Source organism: Terriglobales bacterium (genome assembly GCA_035764005.1).
GTDB lineage: Bacteria > Acidobacteriota > Terriglobia > Terriglobales > Acidobacteriaceae > Gp1-AA112.
In genome coordinates, this window is sequence record DASTZZ010000052.1 from 40791 (window position 1) to 66363 (window position 25573).

18 protein-coding genes are annotated in these 25573 nt (G+C 54.6%); 11 read left to right on the forward strand and 7 right to left on the reverse strand.

All coding sequences use genetic code 11. The features are described from left to right. Window positions 1–38: 38 nt before the first annotated feature. Entirely contained in the window at window positions 39–902 is an 864-nt protein-coding gene (locus VFU50_07660; GenBank protein ID HEU5232717.1) for a tetratricopeptide repeat protein, read from the forward strand. Window positions 903–982: 80 nt separating this feature from the next. On the opposite strand, the gene VFU50_07665 is transcribed toward VFU50_07660, so the two are convergent. From VFU50_07665 to VFU50_07690, 6 genes are all read right to left on the reverse strand, one after another. Beyond that, window positions 983–2068 (reverse strand): aldose epimerase family protein, encoded by a 1086-nt coding sequence (locus tag VFU50_07665; GenBank protein HEU5232718.1) that lies wholly within the window; start codon window positions 2066–2068, stop codon window positions 983–985. 47 nt (window positions 2069–2115) lie between these two features. Beyond that, the gene (locus VFU50_07670) at window positions 2116–3726 is read right to left on the reverse strand and encodes a ribulokinase (GenBank protein HEU5232719.1); all 1611 of its coding nucleotides are present in this window, start codon (window positions 3724–3726) and stop codon (window positions 2116–2118) included. 83 nt (window positions 3727–3809) lie between these two features. Continuing rightward, entirely contained in the window at window positions 3810–4028 is a 219-nt protein-coding gene (locus tag VFU50_07675) for a hypothetical protein (GenBank protein ID HEU5232720.1), read from the reverse strand. Between the two features lie 4 nt (window positions 4029–4032). Then, window positions 4033–5739: a sodium:solute symporter family protein gene (locus VFU50_07680; protein HEU5232721.1), complete on the reverse strand. Its 1707-nt coding sequence runs from the start codon at window positions 5737–5739 to the stop codon at window positions 4033–4035. Continuing rightward, window positions 5740–6456 carry an L-ribulose-5-phosphate 4-epimerase gene (locus VFU50_07685; GenBank protein ID HEU5232722.1) on the reverse strand — a complete coding sequence of 239 codons (717 nt, stop codon included), beginning with the start codon at window positions 6454–6456 and terminating at the stop codon, window positions 5740–5742. Window positions 6457–7454: 998 nt separating this feature from the next. After that, window positions 7455–7694: a DUF1059 domain-containing protein gene (locus VFU50_07690; GenBank protein HEU5232723.1), complete on the reverse strand. Its 240-nt coding sequence runs from the start codon at window positions 7692–7694 to the stop codon at window positions 7455–7457. 250 nt (window positions 7695–7944) lie between these two features. Here VFU50_07690 and VFU50_07695 point away from each other — a divergent pair, with 250 nt between their 5' ends. The 4 genes from VFU50_07695 to VFU50_07710 all read left to right on the forward strand — a co-directional run bounded on the left by VFU50_07695 (window position 7945) and on the right by VFU50_07710 (window position 11099). Further along, a complete protein-coding gene (locus VFU50_07695) occupies window positions 7945–8592 on the forward strand; it encodes a hypothetical protein (protein HEU5232724.1) in 648 nt (215 codons plus the stop codon). Window positions 8593–8862: 270 nt separating this feature from the next. Next, window positions 8863–9309, forward strand: coding sequence for a GIY-YIG nuclease family protein (locus tag VFU50_07700; protein ID HEU5232725.1), 447 nt, complete (start codon window positions 8863–8865; stop codon window positions 9307–9309). 240 nt (window positions 9310–9549) lie between these two features. After that, a complete protein-coding gene (locus VFU50_07705; GenBank protein ID HEU5232726.1) occupies window positions 9550–10113 on the forward strand; it encodes a hypothetical protein in 564 nt (187 codons plus the stop codon). A 29-nt stretch (window positions 10114–10142) separates the two neighbouring features. Further along, the gene (locus tag VFU50_07710; protein HEU5232727.1) at window positions 10143–11099 is read left to right on the forward strand and encodes a hypothetical protein; all 957 of its coding nucleotides are present in this window, start codon (window positions 10143–10145) and stop codon (window positions 11097–11099) included. Window positions 11100–11313: 214 nt separating this feature from the next. Here VFU50_07710 and VFU50_07715 read toward each other — a convergent pair whose 3' ends face one another. Continuing rightward, window positions 11314–12921, reverse strand: coding sequence for a hypothetical protein (locus VFU50_07715; GenBank protein HEU5232728.1), 1608 nt, complete (start codon window positions 12919–12921; stop codon window positions 11314–11316). Between the two features lie 323 nt (window positions 12922–13244). On the opposite strand from VFU50_07715, the gene VFU50_07720 reads away from it, so the two are divergent. The 6 genes from VFU50_07720 to VFU50_07745 all read left to right on the forward strand — a co-directional run bounded on the left by VFU50_07720 (window position 13245) and on the right by VFU50_07745 (window position 25537). Next, window positions 13245–14924: a glycosyl hydrolase family 28 protein gene (locus VFU50_07720; protein ID HEU5232729.1), complete on the forward strand. Its 1680-nt coding sequence runs from the start codon at window positions 13245–13247 to the stop codon at window positions 14922–14924. Window positions 14925–15109: 185 nt separating this feature from the next. Beyond that, complete coding sequence (locus VFU50_07725; GenBank protein HEU5232730.1) at window positions 15110–16615, forward strand: glycoside hydrolase family 27 protein; 1506 nt, start codon at window positions 15110–15112, stop codon at window positions 16613–16615. A 259-nt stretch (window positions 16616–16874) separates the two neighbouring features. Further along, window positions 16875–17957, forward strand: a complete 1083-nt coding sequence (locus VFU50_07730) for a glycoside hydrolase family 88 protein (protein HEU5232731.1) — start codon at window positions 16875–16877, stop codon at window positions 17955–17957. A gap of 21 nt (window positions 17958–17978) precedes the next feature. After that, window positions 17979–20237: an endo-alpha-N-acetylgalactosaminidase family protein gene (locus tag VFU50_07735; GenBank protein HEU5232732.1), complete on the forward strand. Its 2259-nt coding sequence runs from the start codon at window positions 17979–17981 to the stop codon at window positions 20235–20237. 91 nt (window positions 20238–20328) lie between these two features. Then, entirely contained in the window at window positions 20329–21534 is a 1206-nt protein-coding gene (locus VFU50_07740; GenBank protein HEU5232733.1) for an alginate lyase family protein, read from the forward strand. Between the two features lie 163 nt (window positions 21535–21697). Next, a complete protein-coding gene (locus tag VFU50_07745; protein ID HEU5232734.1) occupies window positions 21698–25537 on the forward strand; it encodes a carboxypeptidase regulatory-like domain-containing protein in 3840 nt (1279 codons plus the stop codon). Window positions 25538–25573 lie beyond the last annotated feature (36 nt).

A 25573-nucleotide genomic window follows, 5' to 3' on the forward strand; every position in this document is an offset into this window, starting at 1 on the left:
AATCGACCAGAGACGTGGAACGATATCTTCGAGCTGAAGTGCTTCGTATCTTGCGCATCACTCCGCGCCAGTTAGCAGGATGGGAGCGGGCGGGGCTGATCGCAGCAGCGGAAAGCTATTCCTTTTACGACCTTCTTCAAATCAAAAAATTGAGCGAGCTGCGCGCCAAGAAAGTTCGTCCGGGTACGATTCGCGCATCGATCGACGCTATGCAGCGCCAGGTTTCCGGCATGGAGAATCCTCTCCTTGAGGCTGGTATCTCCTCGCACGGATCGCGCCTGACGTTCCGGCATCAAGGACACGAACTCGATCCATTGGCCGGACAATTTCTCCTCGATTTCGATCGTCCCAAACTGGTCGAAGCACGGATTAATCAGCCACGCCTGGTGGAGAATCCTGCTGATCTGTTTGTCGCTGCAGTCGCGATGGAGGAAAGCCCAGAGCGGCAGCAGGAAGCGCTCGAGATGTACAAGCGAGTGCTCGAACTCAATCCCAAACACGCGGCCGCCTGTATCAATTTGGGAACGATCTACTACAACCAGCAGAACTACCGCGAAGCCGAACGCCATTACCGCCGTGCGATCGAGATCGATTCCCGCTACGCGCTCGCTTATTTCGATCTCGGCAATGTCCTCGACGAAACCGGACGGCTTAACGAAGCGGTCGAAGCATATCGCACCGCAATCCTGATCTCACCCAGTTACGCCGACGCTCACTACAATCTCGCGCTAGCCTACGAACGCCTGCGCCGGTCGCGCAAAGCCCTTCCCCACTGGCGCGCCTATGTGAAGATGGACCCAGTAGGCGCGTGGTCCAACTACGCCCGCGGACAAATCCAGAAGATCGTCGAAGCCGAAAAGCTGCAGATCGTGTGGCGCAGGCCGGGCGTAGGGATCCGCTAAGACTCGTCCTTCAAGACCAGCAGGATCCGCTTCGGGACTTCTCATGTGCATCCCTGGCCGATTCTGAAACTTCTTCGGATTCACCGCGTCGAGAAGCTAAACACGGTCACCTGGTGGAATCGCTGTCCCGGCTTAAGCTCCGTCGTCGGGAACTTCGGGTGATTCGGCGAATCCGGAAAGTGCTGCGTTTCCAGGCAAAGTCCGCCACGATGAACGTATGTTTTTCCGCCTTTCCCCTTTAACGTTCCATCAAGAAAGTTGCCGGTGTAGAACTGGACGCCGGGCTGTGTGGTCGATACGCGCAGCACGCGACCGGTGGTCGGCTCATAAACTTCGGCAGCGGTGGTGAGTTTGCCTGCACCTTGAGAGTCGATGACCCAATTGTGGTCGTATCCCTTGGCAATCTTCAGTTGCTCGTCATCAACATTGATGCGCTCGCCTACACGATGAGGTTTCAAAAAATCAAATGGCGTATTCGCAACTGGGCGAAGCTCTCCGGTCGGAATGAGCGTGGAATCGACAGGCGTGAACTTGGAAGCATGTAGCGTTAACTCGTGATTGAGAATGTCGCCATTGCCTTGTCCGGCGAGATTGAAATATGAGTGGTTGGTCAGGTTCAGTACAGTCGGTTTATCGGTCGTCGCAGAGTAATCGATGTGGAGCGCCGAGTTGCTCAGCGTGTAGCGCACTGTGACCGAGAGATTGCCAGGATAGCCGGCTTCGCCGTCCTTGCTCAGGTAGGTAAGCTCGACGCCGTTGGGGATCTCTTTGCCTTTCCACACCTGATTGTTGAATCCATGTGGACCGCCATGCAGCGAGTTCTTCCCGTCGTTCGCTGGAACGTGGTACTCCTTACCTTCTAGCTTGAATTCCGCGTTGGCAATGCGGTTAGCATAGCGGCCAATCAGCGCTCCGAAGAATGGATTTCCCGGGGCGTTGCTCACTTTCACATATTCGTCGAGAGTGTCGAAGCCGAGAACGATGTCATCCACTTTTCCTGACTTATCCGGAGTTTTGAGCGACACCACGATTCCGCCATAAGTAATGATGCGCGCCTCAATCTTGCCTTCACTGAGGGTATAGGCATCGATCTGAGTGCCGTCGGGCATTTTGCCGAATGGCTTTTTTATGACGCTGGTCTTTGCTTCCAGGGTAGCGGCGCACATAGTTAAGCAAAGTAACATCCCGAAAGTTGTTTTGAAAAAGACTGGCATTAGTTTGCGCTCTCCGTAGTGGCTGAACTGCGTTTCGGTTCTGCTTTGGACTGCGAAGCTGCGACTTCGATCAGCGCCGGCAGCACGTCGCCGAAGACGCCGCTGCGTTGTCCGAAGTCGAAATAAAGTCTGCTGTAGACCTTGTACAGACGCTCGTAAAAGGGCTGCTCGCTGCGATCGGGTTCAAATACTTTGTTCGGCGGACAGATTTTATCCTGCGCCTCCTCCACTGTCTTGAACGTCCCAGCAGCGAGAAACGCAAAGATAGCAGAGCCGAGGCTCACAACCGACTTCGCCGGCACTAGGACGGGCCGTCCGAGAACGTTTGCATACACGCGATTCAGCACATCATTCTTCTGCGGAATGCCGCCGGCATTGATTACACGCTTGATCATTACGCCGTGCTTTGCCATACGATCAAGGATCACGCGCGTGTGGAAGGCTGTGCCTTCAATCGCAGCAAACAATTCGTCTGCCGCCGTGCTTTGCAGGTTCCAGCCCAGCGTGATACCGCGAAGATTGGGATTCACCAGGACGGTGCGATCTCCGTTGTCCCACGTGAGGCGGAGCAGACCAGTCTGTCCGGCGCGATAACTCTCTAGTCCTTTGGTGAGCGTGGCGACATCTGTGCCCGCCCGGGTTGCAATTGCATTGAAAATATCGCCAACAGCAGACAGCCCCGCTTCAATGCCAGTCCGACCGGGATGGACGCTACCCTGCACAACTCCGCAAACTCCGGGTACCAAATTCACCGATGGCGTGATGCCGATGATGCAGGTAGATGTGCCGACCACGTTCACCATGTCGTCAGTGCGGCATCCCGCGCCAATGGCATCCCAGTGCGCGTCGAAGGCCCCGACCGGAATGGGAATTCCTGCTTTGAGACCCAGCTTCTCTGCCCAGTGCGGCGAGAGCTTGCCCTCGATCTGATCGGAAGTAGCGTACTCGCCCTGCAGTTTTCCGCGGACTCCGGCGAGCAGCGGATCGACTTTTACGAGAAACTCTTCCGGCGGCAGTCCTCCCAAATCGGCATTCCACAGCCACTTGTGACCCATGGCACAGATGCTGCGCTTGACCTTGGCTGGATCGGTAATGCCGCACAGCGTGGCGGCGATCATGTCGCAATGCTCGAATGCGGAAGCGAACTGCGCGCGCTTGTCAGGATTGTGGCGCAGCCAGTGCAGGAGCTTTGAGAATCCCCACTCCGACGAGTAGACGCCGCCGCACCACTCAATTGCCTTCAGCTTTTCGCGGTGCGCAGCATTGGTGATCTCCTCGGCTTCGCCTTTGGCGCGATGGTCGCACCACAAGTAGTACTCACCGAGGGGCTGCATGTTTTTATCGACAGGAATGACGGAGGAGCCCGTGGTGTCGAGCGCGATGGCTGCAACCTGATCCCCAGAAACGCCGGCTTTCTTCAGCACATCGCGCATCGCTGAAGCCAGGGCGCGCAGATGATCCTCGTGCGATTGCGTCGCGTATTCGGGATCGTCGCGGCGGCGGTGCAGCGGATATTCGGCAATTGCCGAGTCGAGTAATCCGCGCTCGCTATCTACCAGCGACACGCGGACACTCAGTGTTCCAAAATCGACTCCAGCTACGATGGACATCAGTGAGCCCCGTGCGGTCAGTACCGTCTGCGGTAGCAGACGGGTCAGTCACTCACCCACCCGCTACCGCGGGCGGTACTGACTTAGGTGTTGTCCTTCGGACGGAACATCAGACAGTAGATGCCACCCAGAACAATGAGCAGCGCGCCCCACCAGACAGCCGCGTGCAAATTCGAGAGCACTGTGTCGGGAGGATGAGACCATTCTGTAAGCCCGCTAACCAAGATGAGCACTCCATAAATAAAGAGGAGGAGTCCCACAAAAAACCAGACCGGAATGATGCGATGTTTTTCCGTCGCCATATTCTCACCAGAAAATGATTTGCAGAATTACGAGCACAGCCAGCGCGACCATGCCCCAGACGAAAGGACGGTGCAGCATGCTCACATGCTCCTCGTGCGCTTTTTCTGTAAGGCTGTACACCAGTCCGCGGAGTGACTCGTCGGGTTTCGGTTTTGTCACCAAAGTCACCAATACAGTCACAACAACGCACGTCACACAAGACCATAGCGCCTGATACATGTCCTGCGCTAAGGCCTGAGCCAAAGGTGATAGTGCAAAGACGCGTACCCAGTGGGTCGGATCGAACTTCATAAGGCAGAACATGGTGACCGACGAGACTGTTCCCGCCAGCAATCCCCAAAATCCAGCCGCAGCCGTGACCCTCTTCCACAACATGCCCAACAGCACGGTCCCGAAGAGTGGCGCAATGAAAAATCCGAACAGCGCCTGAACGTAATCCATGATGCTGGCGAAACCCATCACCAGATAGGCGGTGCCGATACTTATGATGAGGCCAATGATCGTGCACCAACGTCCCATCGAAACATAGTGTTGATCGGGGGCAGTCTTGTTAAGGAATGGACGGTAGATGTCATACGTCCAAACCGTAGCGAACGCGCTCACGTTGCCCGCCATTCCCGCCATGAAACCAGCAACCAACGCGGTGATTCCCAATCCGAGAAGACCCGGTCCGCAATAGCGCGCGAGCATGAGCGGAAGCACTTCGTTATAGCTGTACTGCCCCGCCTGCACAGCACTCGCAGGAACCAGGTGCATGGGCAACACCGCGCGGCCAAGCAATCCAGGAACAATGACGATCAACGGCACCGCCATCTTGAAAAACGAACCGATAATGGGAGCCATCTTCGCTGAACGAATGTCTTTCGCGGAAAGCACGCGCTGAACAACCAGAAAATCGGTCGTCCAGTAGCCCATCGATTGCACCGCCCCCAGTCCGAAGACAATGCCGATCCAGGAAATGCCCATGGGATTATTGGCAGGCGACCCCATCGGTCCCCACATGTGGGTGAAATTCTGTCCTGGGAAGTTCTGATGGATACGCGCCACCATGCCCGCCCATCCACCGCTCTCGACTAATCCCAAAATAGGAATCAGCAATGCGCCGAACCAGATCAGGAAAAACTGTAGAACTTCGTTGAAGATTGCGGAGAACAATCCACCGGCCGCAACGTAAATGCCTACGGTCAATGACGAAACCCAAATGCTGAAGTGAATGTCCCAACCCAGAACTACTTTCATGACCACGGCCATGGCGTACATATTTACGCCCGACATGAGAATGGTCATGAAGGCGAACGTAATCGCGCTCAATCCACTGGCAGCAGAGCCGTAACGCAATTGCAGATATCCCGGCACGGAGTGGGTCTTGGAGATGTAGTAGAACGGCATCATCACCAATCCCAGGAAGACCATAGCGGGAATGGCGCCGATCCAGTACCAGTGCGCCGCCATGATCCCGTATTGGTACGCCGATCCGGCCCAGCCCAGCAGTTCCAGCGAGCCGAGGTTTGCGGAGACGAACGCCAATCCTGCGACCCACGACGTCATCTCGCGTCCGGCAAGGAAGAAGTCTTCGCCGGTGTTGGCGAAGCGCTTCAGGTAAAAGCCGATGACCAGGACCAGCAGGAAGTAAATCGCGATGATGGCCAGATCGACACCCGACAGGCGCACCAATCGCTCAGCGACAAACATCGCCGGAATTGGGTTCATTTATTGTCCTTCGTTCGAATTGCGTACCTGCCCATAGTAGGCATGGCGTCCGTGTTTTCTGAAGAAGTGCTTGTCGTGCAGCCCGCGGCCGATGGATTGCGCATCGGGATTGATGCCGATTGTGAAATAGGCCATACGCGCCACGGCTTCCACAATCACGGCATTGTGAGCTGCGGATTTTGCGTCAGGCCCCCACGCAAAAGGACCATGATTTGCCACGAGAACGGCGGGGATTGATTCATGGTCAATGCCCCTGAATGTTTTTACGATCGTATGTCCGGTATTTTCCTCGTAATTGGCCGAGATGTCACTCTCGGTCATCGACTCGGTAACGGGTACCGCGCCGTGGAAATAATCGGCATGGGTCGTGCCAAAGCACGGAATCGGACGCCGCGCCTGGGCCCACGAAGTCGCATACGCCGAATGCGAATGCGCCACCCCGCCAATACCGGGAAAAGCATTGTACAAGATGATATGCGTCGGTAAATCGGAAGACGGCCGCAGCGTTCCCCCCAGCACCTTCCCCTTGAGATCGGTCGCGACCAGGTCCTCCGGACGCAGCTTCTCATACGGCACCCCGCTGGGCTTGATCACCACCACGCCATCCTCGCGAGAGACGCCGCTCACATTCCCAAACGTGTACAGCACCAGCCCCTGACGAACCAGGTCAAGATTCGCCTCCAGCACCTCCTCGCGCAGTTTCTTCAGATCCCCCATTCACACCCTTTAACTGAAACCGTTTTCATTTTTTGAATGTACAGGAAACTAGACGAGCCTCCCGGCTTTGTCAAAGACGATCATCAGGCCGGTTCGACTCGCGAAAAGCGAACGGACAATCGCAAAGGTCAGCGATATGGTTGACCGGCAGCCGGTACCGACCGCCGGTAACTTCTTTCCCGTTGCCGTTGTCTGCGCCAGTAGCTAGCGGCCAGCAGTTGGCAGCTTGTTCGCCGAACAGCGAAATTTACAGCGAATTCGAAAGAACGAAAACGCAAAATCATCGAATTCCGCCCAAAATCTGCAAATTTTGCCCGCGGACCAGCGAAAAAACAGCGATGTCCGGGAAAATGAGTCCAACTGCATTCCCATCAGCGGTTTGCAGCCATTTTCTGCCGAGCCGACGCCGGTAACAGCGGAAAGAGCAGCGAAAGTCTGTCACAAATTGTGACTGTGCGCCCCCACTTTTTCCGCGGCGCTTTAGCCGATTTGCTGGCTGCCGCAGCGCCCAAGTGCCGGAGGCACGAAATGTGAAAGCCCAGGACGAATTCCTGGGTAGAGAGCTCAAATGATTCGAGTCTTAGAGGGACGACACGTCTCGATGCCTTCCGTGACATGAATAAAAGAGTGTGACACCTACCGGGACTCAGGGAATGCTGATTGCCGACTGCTGAATGCCGGTTTCCTGTCGTTGCTTTGGCTGGCAGCTAGTAGCTAGCAGCTCTCCCCGCCATATACGTTCGAGACGTGAGAACGGTTCGTTAATTAACATGGATTGGCGGCTCGATTCTTGAGTTGTTTTGGCAAGCCCATGGCGGATAGCCGGAAGCTTTGTTTTATTGTTGCCTTTGCGAAGAGCCGTTTCTTCCCCCACAAGCAAAACGCCCCACTGCAGATGGGGCGTCTGGAGGCTGAAGACGGTCTTGCTGGTTTTGCCGTTGCTCTTGCTGTTGCCGTTAAGCTCCGAAGCTTCGTAACTCCGCGGCTTCGCGGCTTCTTTACGCCGCCTGTGGACGAATCGCCGACCGCACTTTATTCCGCGTGTTCTCGTCCATGGTCATGTTGTGAGCCTGGCGAGCATGCTGTTCCGCTTGTTTCAGGATCTCGCTTTCGCTGCTCCCGCTCGTCTGCCAAGTGCAATCCTTAGCGCCAACGTCGGCACAACGGAAGTTGAGTTTCTGGTTTCCCTGACCTGTGCTGCGCTCCGACGACGGACCTTTCGAAACATCTTGTGCCATGTCTGAAATCCTCCGGCATCCATTCTCTCTCCAATCCCAGACCGCCAACCGAGAAATCGAGAGCTGCCGCCGCCTGCAACTTCTCTTCTCTGGAATCTTGATCTCTTGAATCTTCAAAAGAATCGCAACGATCCTGATGTTTCCTAACGCGCGAATCTGTGATTAACTCATTCGTTCTCCTAAACATCAGAGGTACACGCGCTGGCTCCATGCCGATGCTGAAACCAAAGGAGCGAAACCTGAGCGCGTCGTGATCTCCTTCGGGCCGGCGTACAGCCTGCTCGAACAACGTCAGGTGGAGCTTGCGTGGGAAGAGGCGCGTACGCTGATTCCCAAACCGGCAATCATCGTCTTTGCCGCCTTCGAGTTCGATCCTGAAGCCGCCAAGGACATCGACGAGCTGACGAAAGAAAAAACCGGCATGACTTTCCTTACGGCGCAGATGAATGCCGACCTGCTCACCGAAGACCTCAAGAAGAAGCGCGCCAGCAATCAGGGCTTCTGGTTCGTCGGACGTCCCGATGTGGAACTGCGACCGATCAACAGCGGCGAGCAAAAAGGCAAATGGGAAGTGGAAGTACACGGCTTCGACTACTACAACACGCGCACTGGCACGATCGATTCCGGCGACACTTCGAAGATTGCCATGTGGCTGCTCGACACCGATTACGACGGGCGCAGCCTCTATCCTCGGCAGGTGTTCTTTCCCATGGCAGCAGACGACGAGGGCTGGGCTAAGTTGGCGCGGAACTTAAAGGCTGAAATCGATCCCGAGCTGATCGAGCAATATCGCAAGACCGTGTCGTTGCCGTTCGAAGCTGGAGATTACAAGCGCATTGCGGTGAAGGTGATCGACGATCGCGGCATTGAGAGTTTGAAGGTGGTGGAAATTAAATAACCGTGCTGAGGTGTTGTTGGTTTTGCAGGAGCAAGAGCAAAAGCAAAACCAACGTCAAAAGCAAACACAAGGTCCTTCGCCGGCGTCGCTTCGCTCCTTGGCTCAGGATGACAAAGCGTGAGTTAAATAAAAAGGCGTGAACTAAATAAAACTTTGTCATGCTGAGGCGAATGCCGAAGCACCTTGTGGTTGCAGTTGCAGTTGCGGTTGCGGTTGCAGTTGTGGTTGCAGTTGTGGTCGCTGTTGCCGTTGGGCTTGGTTTTGGTTTTTATGCGCGACTATCGCTTTTTCGTTTACATGCTGAACAGCAGTTCTCGTCGAGCGCTTTACACCGGCATGACGAACTGCGTGATTGATCGCGTGAATGAGCATCGGTCGCGGGAGGACAAGCGCAGCTTTACTGCGCAGTATCGCGCTTTTCGACTCGTATATTACGAGGAGTTCGCCGATGTCCATCTCTGCATTCGCCGGGAGAAGGAGATCAAGGGATGGACGCGGGCGAAGAAGAATGCTTTGGTAGAGACGATTAATCCGAAATGGCGCGATCTGATGGCGGAGTGGGAAGAGAAATACGGGCTCGACTTTGTTGTGCCGATTCCGCCGTATGAGGGCAGAGCGAGGCAACAACAAAACCAAAGGCAAATGCAACCGCAAAAGCAAACACAAGGTCCTTCGCCGGCGTCGCTTCGCTCCTTGGCTCAGGATGACAAAGCGTGAGTTAAATAAAACAAAGTGTGTGTAGTTAAATAAAAAAACGTGAACTAAATAAGTAGACGTGAACTAAATAAAACTTTGTCATGCTGAGGCGAATGCCGAAGCACCTTGCGGTTGGGGTTGCGGTTGTTTTTTGCAAAAGCAAAAGCAACGGCAAAAGCAAACACAAGGTCCTTCGCCGGCGTCGCTTCGCTCCTTGGCTCAGGATGACAAAGTTGTTTGAGAATTAAGGCTCATCAGCGGATGACTACGGCCACGTCAGCAGCAAGTGCGACGATCGATCAGCTCATCATTACTTCTCCGTACGAGGAGCCGACCGAGCATTGGAAATACGATCGCGAGACGCGCAGGTTTACGCGCGAGCCGGGGCGCCGTCCCGCTGGTTATGTACGTGCTTCGGAAGCGTCGAAGTCCTTTGACGATCCCGGCGAATTCATCGAGCTGCCGCTCGTCAACCAAATTGGTCCACGCGTGAAAGCGTGGCGCGAGGCCGACTATCCCGGCGCGACCGGCATTACAAAGCGCTTACTGAAGCACTGGCGCGATCGCGAGCAGCGCGAGAGCTTCCGTCGATTCTTCTTTTGTCAGCTTGAGGCGATCGAAACGCTCATGTGGCTCGCCGAATCGCCTGAGTCCGAGCGCGTTGGCATCAAGATTCCCGGCGACGGTGGGCCATTTACTCGCCTCTGCGCCAAGATGGCAACCGGATCAGGAAAAACCATCCTGATGTCGATGCTGATCGCCTGGCAGGTGCTGAAAAGGTCACCTATCCGCAGGACAAGCGCTTCTCGAAAAACATTCTCGTGATTGCGCCCGGCCTGACGGTGAGGAATCGGTTGGAAGTGCTCGTCCCCGGCAGCTCCGGAAATTACTATGCTGAATTCCAAATCGTACCTCCGGGTCTCGAAGACAAGCTGCGGCAAGGGCAAAGCTGCCGCGTGCTTGTTCGTAATTGGCACAAGCTGGATTGGGAGAGCGACGAACAAATAGCCAAACGTCGTAGCGTCGATAAGCGCGGGGCTCTCAGCGACGAGGCTTACGTTCGCGAAGTTCTAGGGGAGATGGCGACTGCGGAGAACATTCTCGTCATCAATGATGAAGCGCATCACGCCTGGCGTGTACCACCAAAAGTGAAGATCGCGGGCATTTCGAAGGATGAGTTAAAAGAAGCCACGAAGTGGGTTGGTGGACTCGATCGCATCCACAGCGCTCGAGGCATTCTCATGTGCTACGACATGACCGCGACCCCTTTCGCTCCTACGGGTCGCAAGAGCGGAGAAGAAACGCTGTTCGGCTGGATCGTGAGCGACTTCGGTCTCAATGATGCCATCGAGTCTGGTTTGGTGAAGACGCCGCGCGTCGTCGTGCCCATCCGATCCACGAGCGACATGCTGCCCTGGTATACCGGCAAAGCCTGCGAACACACCAAACGCTCACACATAAACATGTGCGTTTACGACAGCCGTTGGGAGGCCAACGAAGCGATCGAACTCGATCGCAACAACAACGTGCGCGCGTGGGTGAAGAACGACCATCTCAACTTTGAGATCACCTATTCATTTAAAGGTGTGATTCACAAATTCAGACCGGATTATCTGGTGAAGCTCACCAATGGGAAAATGCTGATTCTTGAAGTGAAGGGACAAGACGATCAGCAACAACAAACGAAACGGCAATTTCTTGCGGAGTGGGTGACCGCCGTGAACACACACGGCGGTTTCGGAATGTGGGCGGCGGATGTCTCACGACACCCCAAGGATGTGCTGGAGATCCTCCAGCGGCAGAATGCATAACTATCGCTAGTCCGGCGTCCAAATTTGCACATTTTTTTTTTGCCGAGGATTGCTGCAACGCAAACGCGAAGCGGCATCAAACGCCGTGATCGACGCAATGATTTGCAGTCGGAACAATACAGATCCCGCTACTCGGTCTCTATTGCGGCATGGTGGCGTACATCGAAGGACGAGGGCACTTGTGGTCTCCATTCCGCCGAAGAGCGGAGCAAATTCATTGAGTAGCTTGTGCCCAATCGCCAGGAGCGCAGCTTCCTCCGTATCCAATCTTCGCTACCGAGTCCGGTCCCAGGCGCTCACAAAGTTGCTCCAGGTACAAGCTCGAAGGCCTCACTCGAACGCCATAGGAATCGTAGATCCCATTCGGAACTGGTGGTGACGATCTACCCGGTTCTGCCTCGGTCAGGATCGTCCCCACGCATCCGATGCAGAAGTTATTGGCTCCAGGCGGCTGCTGGATTAGAAAAGTAGTGGAGTTCACGTTCCAAGCGACACTCCATCCTGCATCCCAACCTTGGCCGGACCCGAGATTGCCGCGATCGGAATACGCAACTCCCGCCTTATCGGCGGTATGGGAGTTGCTGAACGTGCAGTTATCGCACAACAGACCGGTCGCCCATCGCTGATGCGGATCGAAGCCGCGATCGTCGGCAAAGAAATTCAGCAGCACCACCGGTCCTGTGACGTGCGATTGCGTCACCGCCGCCCAAGTGCCTCCCTTTCCCGTAACGGAACACTTGTTCACGAGAATCTGGGTGCCGCTAACCGCAAAGTCTGCTGGACCGTCGCCGGTGTGAGTAACCGTATGCTGAACATTCACCCGATCGAAAGTCACCTGCTTAACGTTGCCGCTGACCGTAATCGTGTTCTGGGTGTCCTTGAAGATGATGTCGCGCAACCATCCGTTCAAGACAGCGCTCATGTTCAGACCGTTGTATTGCGGCTTGGTGATGTCGACGTTCTGTGGATGAGCGATGACGGCAAAGCCCTCCGCTCCAACCTGCGATATGCGTCCCGGGAAGGTGTACCTGGTGACGGTTACGCCCGGGGGATTCACGAACTGCGAGTCAAGGTTATCGGTGAGCGGGACATCGAGCGTGATGTGGTTGCCATTTATCGCCGCGATCACGCGGTCGGTCGTGATGCTCGTACCGGGCGAGATCCAGGTTTGCGGCTGACCGCTGCGGACGAGCGTGTCCATACCCATGAAATGAATCCAGGCGGCGGTCACGATGCGCTTGATGAGCACAGTATCTCCGACGCTGAAACCTGAGGCGTCATTCACGTCGAATGAAGTGGCTCCTGCCGGGACATACGCGTCGGTGATGGAAGCCGAGCTGCCCACGGCTTGCGCTGAGCCCGAACCCGCAATTTTTAGGAATAAGAACGGAGGACCCGTCATGGTGAAAGTAGTCCCGCCATCGCCACTGCCGTAGCCGCGGAGTATCACTCCACTTGCTGCAATGTTGAGCGTGCTGCTCACGTTGTAATTCCCTGCTTCGAGCTGCACTGTACCGCGGAAGCCTTTGTTATCCAGCGGCAATGCCGAGACGCTGTCGATCGCGGATTGAATTGCAGCCGTGTCGTCTGCTCCAGTTGGAGCAACCGTGACACGGACCGGAGCGTTGGGTATTTGAACGCCCCCTCCGCCGTAACCCGCAGAGGAGAAATCCATGATTCGGTTGCCGTTCGCATCAGCTCCGTAATGCAGACGATTATCAGTTCCCAAAACGGCCCAGGAAGAAGTTTGAGCTATTAGACTGGCTGTTCCCAGTAGGAGCATCATGACTCCCAGTGTGACCTGCGCTTGATTGCTTCTCATTGCCAATTTCCTCCGAAACAACATGGTTTGCAAACAAGATGGTCCGGCAGACTGATCTGAGTGGCAGACGGCCTCCACTGACCGACCGGCAAACGTAGTGAAAGAGTGTGTCTGATGAATCGACGTGAGCTCTTGAAGCGCACGGAGCGCCGTCGGTTGGTGGATACAAAAGTAGGTGAATAAAGATGAGAACAAGGCCGCGGAAGAATTACTAGGGAAAGGGTCCGGCACATACGATGAAACGACAAATACGGTATAACAACTGAATCGAACAGTTCAATCAAGAAAATATTGATTTCATATTTTAAAACGTAGAGGCCCCGATGTCTTCATCGAATGACAACACTGTTTCGCGTCGCAAGTGGATGGTCTCCGCTGCAGCCGCATCGATTGGCTCGGGATTGATGGGTCTGCGGAGCGCAGAAGCTCAAACTCCCAGCGCAGGCAATGATGAGACAGCCGGCGCCCGTACCTACAATGTTCGCGACTTTGGCGCCAAGGGTGACGGCAAGGTCCTCGACACTGCGGCGTTCCAGAAAGCGATTGATACGTGTAATCGCGAGATGGGCGGTACCGTGCTGGTTCCTGCGGGGAGCTACATTATCGGTACGGTGCAGTTGAAGAGTAATGTCAGGCTGCATCTTGCCGCTTCGGCGCAGATTACCGGCAGCGCGGATGGGAAGCAGTATTACGCCGCAGACGCGATCCCGCTGCGTGGTGATTCGACGCTTGGAGATGGCAACGTTGGGCTGATATTCGCAGTTGAAGCCGAGAACATCACGATTGACGGAAACGGCACGATTGATGGCCAGGGTGAACAGTTCCGTAGCCCGGAGCGTGGTGTTCCGCCGCCGTCCGGCCGAGGCGGCGCTCAGCGTCCGTACCATCTGCTTTTCTATCGGTGTAGGAATCTCGCGGTTCGTGACATCTTTCTCAAAGCCAGCGCATTCCATTCGATTCGAGTCATCCAGTCCTCATATGCGAAGTTCGAAGGTTTGCATATCTACAACCGCGTGAACCATAACAATGACGGATTTCACTTCATTAGTTGTGAGTACGTTCATGTGGACAACTGTGACGTACAGAGCCAGGACGATGCATGTGCACTGTTCGGAAGCTGCAAATGGGTGACGGTTACAAACTCTACATTCAGTACGCGATGGTCAGTGTTCCGTTTTGGAGGAGGGATTGCCGAGAACATCGTCGTATCGAATTGTGTAATTAACGAGACCTACGGTTGCCCAATCAAGATGCGCTGCGGGCCGGGATCCCGTTTTGAGAACATGATCTTTTCCAACATCGTGATGCGGAATGTAACTGGCCCTATTTCGATTCAGATTGGACCAGGATTTCGGCGACAGGGTTCTCAGGACAGCGAAGAGAATCGGGAGCCGGGGATCGTGCGGAACATTTTGTTCTCGGGAATCCACGGGACTGTGGTTGTGCCCGAGCCTCTGCCGGACGTTACATTCGTGAGCCGCTATAACCCAGGCGAGATCAAGTCCTGTATCGGGCTGAATGCGGTGGAAGGCACGCTTGAGCGAATCACTCTCAATGACGTTCACCTCGTCTTTCCGGGCGGCGGCACTGCGGAAGAAGCCGCCGTTCGCGACGTTCCGAAGATAGTTGGCGAATACTATGCTGCCGGGATATTTCCGTCTTACGCGCTCTTTGCGCGAAATGTGCGTGCACTATCGTTGCAGAACGTGCGATTCGAGATAGCGGCCGCCGAAGCCAGACCCGCGATCGTTTTTGATCACGTCGTGGATGCCGGCATCAACGGCCTGAGCGTGCAAGGGACGAAAGAAGAGGAGTCCGTGCTCAGGTTCATCGGCACTCGCGACGTTCTTCTGAGTTCGGTTCGCCTGCTAACGCCCGCCAAGGTCTTCTTGCAGGCAGAGGGCAACGACGGCTCCGCGGTTGTGATCGATGGTGGAGACCTGTCGAAGGCTTCTACGGCGGTCAGCGGACCAGCCGCCAACATCGTACGCGTCCGCTCTTAAAACATATTTCACTATGTGAACTGAAATTTTTCTATATTGAAATGAGGTGATCGATCGTGTAAGGTGCGCCAGTCGCGTTTGAACCTGCAGAATCGTGCCTACAAATTTCGCCCCACAGAAGCTGGAGCTTCCCGCACGGTCTGCTGTCGAAACAACAGAATAATTTTCACGAGCGGACTGAGTTAATGAAACAGCTATTTCTTTCTTTGCTTCTTGGAGCTTCCTGTTTCGCGGCTGATGTGACTGGAAATTGGGTGGTTGAGTCACCACGAAACGACGGGACGGTTCAGAAGTCATATTTCAACCTCAAGCAAGAGGGTGATCGGATTAGCGGCTCCATTCGCGTAACGCAGTTCTTCTACACAATCGCTGAGAGTTCCGGAAACTCCGATAACTTCACGATCACCGGAACCATGAAAGACGGGAGAAACGAACGTCATGTCGTTTACGAGGGGAAGCTGGTGGGCGACGAACTTCATCTTTCGACTCGGCGGCGGCCCGATGCCCCTCTCACCGAGTTAGTCGCACATCGAACGGAAGCTGGAGAGGGCGCTATGCCTCCCCGTATCGATCCTCCCTCGCTCCATCCTGTCCGCGACAACGGCCTGGCGAGAACTCCGCCGATGGGCTGGAACAGTTGGAACTACTTCAAGAGCCGCGTGGATGACCAGGTGGTACGCGAAATTGCCGATGCGATGGTGAGCAGCGGTATGCGGGATGCCGGCTACCAGTACATCAATATTGACGATACATGGGAAGCCGGCCGTGACGCCGAAGGAAATATTGAGAGCAACAGGAAGTTTCCCGACATGAAGGCTCTCGCGGATTACGTCCACAGCAAAGGGCTGAAACTCGGTATCTATTCTTCGCCCGGACCCAACACCTGCGCCGGATACGAAGGTAGTTACGCGCACGAAGCGCAGGACGCGAAGACATACGCGAAGTGGGGCATTGACTACTTGAAATACGACTGGTGCGGCGCCCGAAACCTCTACAGTGACGAGGAAATGCAAGCCGTCTACCAAAAGATGGGCGATGCGCTCCTCGCCAGCGGACACCCGATCATCTACAGCCTTTGTCAATACGGACGAAACGATGTCTGGAAATGGGGACCTGCAGTCGGCGGAAATCTCTGGCGCACTACAGGCGATATTCGTGACACCTGGGATTCGATGTCGAAGATTGGATTCAACCAGGCGGACCTTGCACCATTCGCCTCCCCGGGACATTGGAACGATCCGGACATGCTGGAGGTGGGCAACGGCGGCATGACGGACACCGAATACAAGACGCATATGAGTTTGTGGTCATTGCTGGCAGCGCCATTGCTGGCTGGTAATGACATTCGGAATATGACACCGGCCACGCGCGACATCCTGACTGATCGCGAAGTGATCGCAATTGACCAGGACAAGGCCGGAAAACAGGCTACGCGTGTTTCTCAAACAGGTGGCCAGGAAGTTTGGGTTCGCGAACTTGCCAACGGCGATAAGGCTATCGGTCTGTTTAATCGAGCCGACAACGATGCGGAAGTCTCATTCAACTGGACGCAGGTCGGCGTTCAGCAGGCGCCCAAGAAGCTGAAGGTGCGGGATCTCTGGAAACACAGTGATCTCCCGGCTCAAAAGGAAGAGTACTCCACTCTTGTTCCCAGTCACGGCGTTGTGCTGCTGCGCGCGCATTTCCGCTAGCGGTCAGCGCCGTTAAGACAGACACGGAGACAAATCCATGAATGAAGAGGAAAAATTCTTGATCAAGCGCAGCGTCTCGGCATTTTTGTTCGCTGATCTTGGTTGAAATAAGTCCAAATCCAGCATGACTCGACAATCCTGCTTAGCTGTTTTGCTCGCGACTGTATTCCTGAATGTAAGTACCTTTGAGTCACAGGCTCAATCTGCCAGCTCGATCGCGAGTCAATCTAGTCAAATACCGAGCGACTGGTCGAAGGCATTGGTTGACTCGACTCTCGCGCGCTACCCGGATGCGACGAAGTTCGGCGGATGGGGATACGCGCGTTCTTTGTATCTGTTTGGGCAGTACCTTGTCTACAAGCGGACCCATGATCCTCGCTATCTAAGTTATGTCAAGCAGTGGATTGACACTCATATTGACGAAAACGGAAAGTTGGACCGAGAAATCAACGCGCTCGACTACGTACTGCCGGCCAATCTGCTCATCATTCTTTACGACGAAACCGGCGAAGAGAAATACAAGAAGGCTCTCGAAGTATTCCGGCATCGCTTCGACGATTATCCGCGGACGACAGACGGAGGATTCTGGCACGCAACCGTACCGAGCCGGCAGTGGCAGCTATGGGGAGATGGGATCTTCATGGGTATGCCTTTCCTCGTCCGGTACGGACGGACACTGAACGATGCCAAGTACGCTGACGATGAAGCTACGAAGCAGATCCTCGTTTACTACAGTCACCTGAAGGATCCCAAGGGCGGCCTGCTTTATCACGCTTACGACGAGAGCGGAACGCAAAAGTGGGCACTGCCGGGCTCGCACCATTCTTCTTACTTCTGGTGCCGCGCTATCGGTTGGTTCGGAATGGCGACGGTAGATATTCTCGACGCGCTTCCAAAGGATCACCCCAACCGCAAAAAATTAATCCGGATCGTTGAACGAATGGTGAAGGATTTCGCAAGATATCAGGACCCGAAAACAGGGCTCTGGTACCAGATCGTCGACAAAACGCAGGACCCGAACAACTGGCAGGAAACATCGAGTTCCAGTATGTACACCTACATCATCGACGTTGCAGTAAAACGTGGATACGTCAGCAAGAAATACAAAGCGGTAGCTGAGCGTGGATATCGCGGAGTCATGTCCAAGGTTTCTATGGGCGAGGATGGGCTGGTGAACATCAGCGACATTTGTGAAGGTACGAACGTTGGCGATCTCGCCTACTACTACGGCCGCAAGCGCAATGTAAATGACTTTCACGGGCTTGGGGCGTTCCTGATCATGAACGAGGAGTGGAAGACTTCCCTGTCGTCGATGCAACAGACTGCCCCCAGGAATCGATAATTGCCAAATTCCGGAGAATCAATGAACCAGGACAAACACGATCAACTCGATCGTCGCGCGTTTCTTCGGATCGCCGGCGGTACCGCGCTCGTGTGTGCAACGCCGCATTTGGTTGCTCATGCGCTCGAGATCGCGTCGGCGGAGAGGAAGTCTCCCGCGAAGCCGATCGTGCTGAAATCGGAAACAATGGAGATCGTGCTCGACGGTGAAGATGGGCTGCCTTATGAATACCGGCTAATCACATTGAAGAGTAGATTCCGCGGCGAGGGATTCGGACAGCCGATGACTGCGACCGTATGCCGAAAAACTCCGTGGCAATTCCCCACGGTTTCGCTGAAGGCTGATTCCGTTCGAAGTAAGGCCGCAGAAGTCGAGTTTCACTTTACTGTAAACGTTCAGCAAGAGCCTGCCGTCGCGTTTAGCGTTCGCTATCAACTTCACGGCTCGACTGTTACGGTCAGCATGAGCGAGGTTCTGGAGCACACTGGTTACGAACTCATCGAGGTCGCCATGCCCTCATTGGTTAGCGTGAGTGAGAACGACGGTTCTGCCTGGCTAGCGCACGGGGACACGGGAGGAAACCTCGCGATGCTGCGCGACGCAAAACCTGGAGAACTAAAACCGAACAGTTTCTGGGGAAAGGTGGCGGGGACGTTGCCCGTCGTTATGCTCGGAAATGGAACAACGGTTTGTGTTCAAGAGGTCACATCCTACATGGATGGAACTCAACTGGAAGTTAGAGAGATTGACGGAGTCCGTCACGCCTCGTTCGGTACAACGAAGAGTTATCGGGTGAATGGTGGCCTGTGTTACGACATGAATACCGGCACGGGAACTCCGCTCAACTGCGGCACTGCGAACACGCCCAACCTCCTGGTAGAACAACCGTCGTCCTGTCGCCTGGATTTCATTGGAGACATGAACGGAGACGGGTCCGCCGACTGGTTTGACGGCGCGCAATTCGTTCAAAAGAGAATGCCGCCGATTCCGAAACATATCTACGACGAGAAGTTTGTGTATGGCATTCTTTGCGATCAGCCTCTCTTTGAAAAACCGACCGCGACATTCGAAGATTGCGATCGGATCATTCGTCAGGTGGCCACGCTGATAGACTACGCGCCCCAAATCGTACATTTATGGGGTTGGCAATATAGAGGCAAAGACAGCGGGTATCCGGCGGTACAGGAGGTGAACAGCCGCATCGGCGGATACGACGGCCTCATGCGCCTGATGGAACGTGCCAAAGGTTATAACTGCATCGTAACGTTCTCAGATAATTACGATGATGCGTACCGGAGCAGCCCGGCCTGGAATCCGGACTGGATTGCACGCCGTCCCGATGGGCAGCTTTGGGAGAGCCGTAACTGGACGGGCGAGAACTCCTACATCATCGGAATGGCAAAGTACCTGGACGCGGCGCTCGAAAGAGTTCGATATACCTGCGAACATTACAAGCTTCCGGAGACGACGCACGTCGACGTGCTCTCGTATTTCTCTATCCGCAACGATTGGGACCCGGTTCATCCTGCTAGTGGATACAAGAACCTGCAAGCCAGGTACAGCATTCTCGAAGAATTCGCAAAGCACGGCGTCGATGTCAGTTCAGAGGCGCTGCGTTATCCGATGATCGGAAAGATCAGCTCTTTCTGGTACATGACGGGACCGAGTCCGTGTCCATTCGGCGGATCGCCGATTCCGTTGCTACCGACCATCTATCGGAAAAGCGCAGTGTGGGGCCAGTCGGGACGATTCACCGGAATGAAAGACGCAATATTGAAAATGCTCTTCTACAACGGATTCGCGCATGCCTCCTTCCGCGGAGCCAGCGATCTTCCCGCTACCACCGATCTCTACTATCTGATGATGGTTCCGTGGTTCAAACTGCATGGTCGGAATATTGCGGCTTTTCGGCGTGATGGCGATCGAACCAAGATTACGTTTGAGGGGAATGCAACTGCGGAAATGGATTGGGCTGAGAAAACCTATTCGGTCACTATCGATGATATTCAGGTTGCCGGCGATCTCGCGACCTTCTGTCCCCTAGACGAAGATCGAATCGCTTTCTATTCGACCAAGGCGCGCGAATTATCGGCGCCACTCCCGAGAGGATGGGACGCTTCTCACATCGAAGCAGCGGAGCTCTTCCCCGATCGTCGGAACAAGACAGCTGTGACTGCAAAGAACGGAAGGATTACGGTTGCAGTAAACGCGCAACAGCCCGTCATCGTTTACCGTGACTCAACGAAGATGCGTCGATCATCAGCCGTGAACCCACAATAGGTGCGGTCATCTTGGTCTGACAGGTGCGCTGCTAATGATCGCCGCGGTCGATTCGATTGCCTGACACACCGCGGGTAGGACAGTGATGGTTGTGCCAATCACGAGACGCGATTTTTGTGCAAAGGCGGGAATTCTTGCGGCAGCCCTGCCATTCTCACTCGACTTAAGCCGAACGGAAGGGGAGAGCGAGCCCGACGTACGCAAGATCGATCGTGAAAGAATCCTGAGCGATGCTCGCCGGTACCTGAGGGAACAACCGATCACGATTACCGCGTACTCGAGTCCGCGGAGCGCCGGGGGCAAGCACGATTATTTCTCCGAAGGTGACTACTGGTGGCCGGATCCGAAGAATCCGGGCGGCCCATACATTCAGCGCGACGGGTTGTCTAACCCCGATAATTTCAACTCGCATCGCCTCGCGCTGATCCGCCTCAGTTTGCAGGTTCCGGCACTTACTGCTGCGTGGCTGATCACTAGCGATAAGAGATATTCCGAACACGCGAGGAAGCACTTGCGAGCATGGTTTCTTGATCCAGCGACCTTGATGAATCCGAACCTGCAGTACGCACAGGCGATTCATGGACGAACCACCGGACGCGGAATCGGAATCATCGACACGCTCCACTTAGTGGAGGTTGCGCGCTCCCTGTCCGTTCTGGAAGGCTCCGATCAACTTGCGGGAGATGAACTCTCGGGACTGAAAAAGTGGTTTGCACAGTATCTGCATTGGATGACAACATCGCAAAACGGCAAAGACGAGTGCGATGCCAAAAATAACCATGGCACGAGTTGGCTGGTGCAGGCGGCTGAATTTGCGAGGTTCACGGGAAATGAAGAAACAACTTTGTTCTGCCGCAGCAGATTCAAGGAAACTATCGTTCCAAATCAGATCGCTGCAGATGGAAGTTTCCCGCTCGAATTGCGACGTACTAAGCCTTATGGTTATTGCATTTTCAATCTCGACGTAATGGCCGCCGCTTGCCAGATACTGTCTACCCGCGAAGATAGTCTCTTCCGCTTTGCTCTGCCGGATGGACGCGGATTCGCGAAAGCGATCGCGTATATGTTTCCCTACATCGCTGACAAGAGTACGTGGCCTCACCGGCACGACGTTGAATATTGGAATGACTGGCCGGTTCGTCAGCCCAGTCTATTGTTCGGAGGCATCGCTCTAAACCGACCGGAATATTTCACAGTGTGGAGGCGCCTGGATCCCGATCCAACAGTGCCGGAAATCATTCGCAACTATCCCTTCCGCCAGCCAGTGCTCTGGGTTACTTCAGAAGCTGCGATTTAGCACGTTTCATATTCTAAAATATAAATTTTCTCTGGTGATTTTCTGAGTTTGGAGTTATAACTTCCGACCATCTTGAGTTGTGCTGTCCCACTCGCACAACTGTTGAGCGCAGTGGGTACGCTTCGCTCAAAAGAATGTCTTTAGATTCCGTTGGAGAGATCCCATGAATCGTCGTTTTCTCTTCCGCGCATTTCTCGTGCTGACACTAGCGATCAGCATCAATAACATCGCTCATTCGCAGACGTCGAGCGGCCAAATCTCTGGCCGTGTTCTGGACTCAGCCGGCGCCGTTATCAGCGGTGCGGATGTCACACTTACGAATCAGGCAACTGGCGACATGCGAAAAACGAAGACCAATGCTGCTGGAAACTTCATCTTCCTCGCATTACAACCGGGTACGTTCACGGTTTCTGTCGAGGCGCCAAGCTTCAAAAGATTTGACAAGAAAGATCTGCAACTGACCGCTTCGGAGCGTCTCGCCGCCGGTGACTTACAACTCCAGCTCGGGCACGTATCGGAGACGGTCAGCGTGACTGCGGAGGCCACGGCCGTACAGACAGAGAGTGCAGAACGTTCTGCTGAACTGGATAGCAAAGAACTTTCCACGCTGATGAGCGTTGGCCGCGATCCACTGAGCCTTCTGCGTGTGCTCCCTGGAATCGTGGGTGCAGGAGACAGCAACGGGCGTGATGATGATGGTGACGGCCTTGGAGGAAACCAACTGGGAACCTCGGGACCTGGAGTCATTGCCGGTGTGCGCTCCAGCAGCAATGCGGTCAGTATTGACGGTGTATCTGGCAATCCGCGCGGCGATGGGAACAAACTCGATACGCCCTTGAACATGGACGCGGTTGCTGAAGTCAAGGTCGTACTCAATAGCTACCAGGCAGAATACGGACAAAGCGCCGGTGGGATCGTCAATCTCGTAACGAAATCCGGCACGCGCGACTTCCACGGTTCCGCCTACTATTACGGCCGCAATGAAGCACTGAACGCCAATGATTTCTTCAACAACCATGATGGCATTCCGAGGCAGAGTTATCGCTTCAACACGTATGGATTCACCGTGGGAGGCCCTGCATATATACCGAAAGTGTTCAATAAGAAGAAAGACAAGCTGTTCTTCTTCTTCTCGACTGAACGGTGGCCAACCAAGACCGGCGACAGTCCGCAAGAGTTCATGATGCCCACTGCGGCGGAACTTACAGGCGATTTCTCGCACACTTACGACACGAATGGACAGCAGGTTTATATCAAGGACCCAACCAAGAGCGGTGCCTGTAAGCAAGGAAGCACTGCTGGATGCTTCACCGATCCGAGTCGGGCGACAGCGGCCAATCCAACTGGCCTGAACATTATTCCGGCGGGGCGCATCAACCCGAACACTCAGAAGTTGCTCGCGATTTTCCCAGTTGCGACCATCGATTGCACGCCGAAAGGCGCGGGTGGCGGTGCCACTTGTCCTTTAACGAACGTTACTTCAGGCAATCCATATAACTACGCAATCGCTGGAACCCATGACACGCCTTCGAACCAGATCGTGTTGAGAGTCGATTACAACCTCAATGACAAGTGGCATACGTATTTCCGTGGTATGAAGGAGACCCATGACAACAACGGACTGACAGCGACTACCAACAGTCTGAATTGGGGTATTCCGGCCTTCTACGACACTCCGTCAGAGAACGCCGGAGCCAACGTCACCTATGTCGCGAACCCCACCCTGGTGAACGAGTTCACGATCGGCTATTCCAGCTGGAAGGAACGCACGGGGGTACTGAATCCGGCGGATGCCGCAAAAATCTCAAAATCCGCGTTGGGCATTGGCCTGGGACAGAACAACCCAGCGCAGAACCCATTTGACGTGGTGCCGCGCGTTACTGGCCTGAGCAGCGGGGGAAGCAACGGAACTTTCAAACTCGCGCAAGCACCGCAAATTAATTTCGACAATCGCTACCCGATGTACGACATGACCGGAACATGGGAAGGCACCGATAGTGTGACAAAAATTTGGGGAGCACACACCGTCAAAGCGGGAGCGTACTTCCAGGCGGGTCGCTATCTGCAAAGTCACACTGGTTCCACATTCGATGGCAACTTCAACTTCGGAGTCAACACTTCGAGTCCCTACGACACCCAATACGCTTATTCCAATGTTCTGATCGGAAGCTATGGTTCGTATACAGAAGGCTCGAACAATGCCGACTATGCGCCGCACTGGAAGGTTCTAGAGTGGTACTTACAGGACCACTGGAAGCTCGCCTCGAATCTCAACCTTGATTACGGGCTGCGCTTTACGTATGACCTGCCCACAACACTCGCGCCTAATCAAGGAGCGTCATTCGTGATCAGCCGTTATGATCCATCGCAGGTACCGGCTCTTTACGCGCCAGTGTTGGCCAGCACTCTCACAGCAAGTCAGAAAGCATCTTGCCAGGGGGCCGCCACGAAACTTCCGAGTCGTTGTGCGATTAACCCCAACAACTCAAACGACGTTCATTCGGATGCTTTCATCGGAACCTTCGTCAGCCCATTCGATTTCACTGGGACAGTCGTCAATAATGACCCGAGTTATCCGCACTCGCTGCGATACAGCAACGGGCTACTATACGCGCCACGACTTGGGCTGGCCTGGGATCCATTCAAGGATGGCAAGACGGCGGTGCGCCTGGGCGCGGGTTTGTATTACAACACGCGTGAAGGTGGCGGTACAGTAGGCGATTATTTCAGCACGCCGCCGGTGATCACGAATGCTTCCGTTGGATTTGGACAGATCACGAACACAAATTTCCTCTCTGGATGCGGTTCAACTGGCACTTGCTACGACCCGAGCAGTCAAGTGAATGCTGGGCCACTGCAAACCAGAATCTTGGAACCTAATCGAAAGATTGAGTCCACGCTGGGAGTCAACCTGGGAATTCAGCGAAGAATCGGGTTCGACAGTGTTGTCGACGTTGCGTACGTTGGCACGTTCGGCCGGCACTTGAATCAAGAGATCGATCTGAATGAGGTTCCCTATCTCGCTCAGTTTGATCCCAAGTTCATCGATACATCACAAACTGGGGTGAACACCTTCTACTATGGTCCACATCACAACGGTGTTGTACTCACGCAACCGAAGCTGCTGAGCGATAACTACTTCCGTCCGTATCCAGGTTACGGCAGCGTGCTGCTCCGCGATTACGGTGGGACATCGAACTACAACTCTTTGCAGACATCGATCAACCGACGATTCAGCAAAGGACTGCAGTTTGGAGTTGCATACACCTTCTCGAAGGTTCTAACCACACAAGCGGTTGTAGACGGTGGGGTAGCGACCTACCAGGACCGCCGTTTCTGGAACTATGGTCTGGCAAACTTCGATCGTACCCACGACTTAGTGGCGCACTGGACCTATTCGCTTCCCAAAGCAACTCGCCTGTGGAACAACAAAGTGTTAGGCGCGATTGCGAACAACTGGGAATTGTCTGGAATCGCGGAGTTCATCAGCGGTGCGCCATACTCGGTAACCATGAGCGGCGTTCCCAATATCACGGGCGGCGGCGATGGAGCACACGTTTTCGTTACAGGCGACGTCTATGCCCCAGGCGATCAGGTGCACAGCACTCTGCACTACCTTAATCAAGACGCATTTGTTATTCCACCAATAGGAGTTATTCCAAGTCCCGATCAGCCAGGGATTACCAGCAACGTCGTGTTCCGCGGGCCGGGATCCGACAACTGGAACATGGCGCTGCAGAAAACGATCCCGATTAAGGAACGCGTGCAGTTCACACTGCGTTGCGAAGCCTACAACGTGTTCAACCATCCTTCGTTCACGATGGGTCGAGTAGACAAACCGTTAACCGCGGACTTCGACACGAGTTCGAGTTGCACGGGCGCGGCGGCGAGTGATCCGAATTGTGGCTCTGGGCACATTAGAACCAACAGCTCATTCGGAGAGGTCACCGGCGAGCGCTACGGTCCGCGCGTGCTCCAACTTTCAGGTCGCATCACGTTCTGATTCGAACGTTCGGGCGCCGCGACAGTCTGTAAGCGC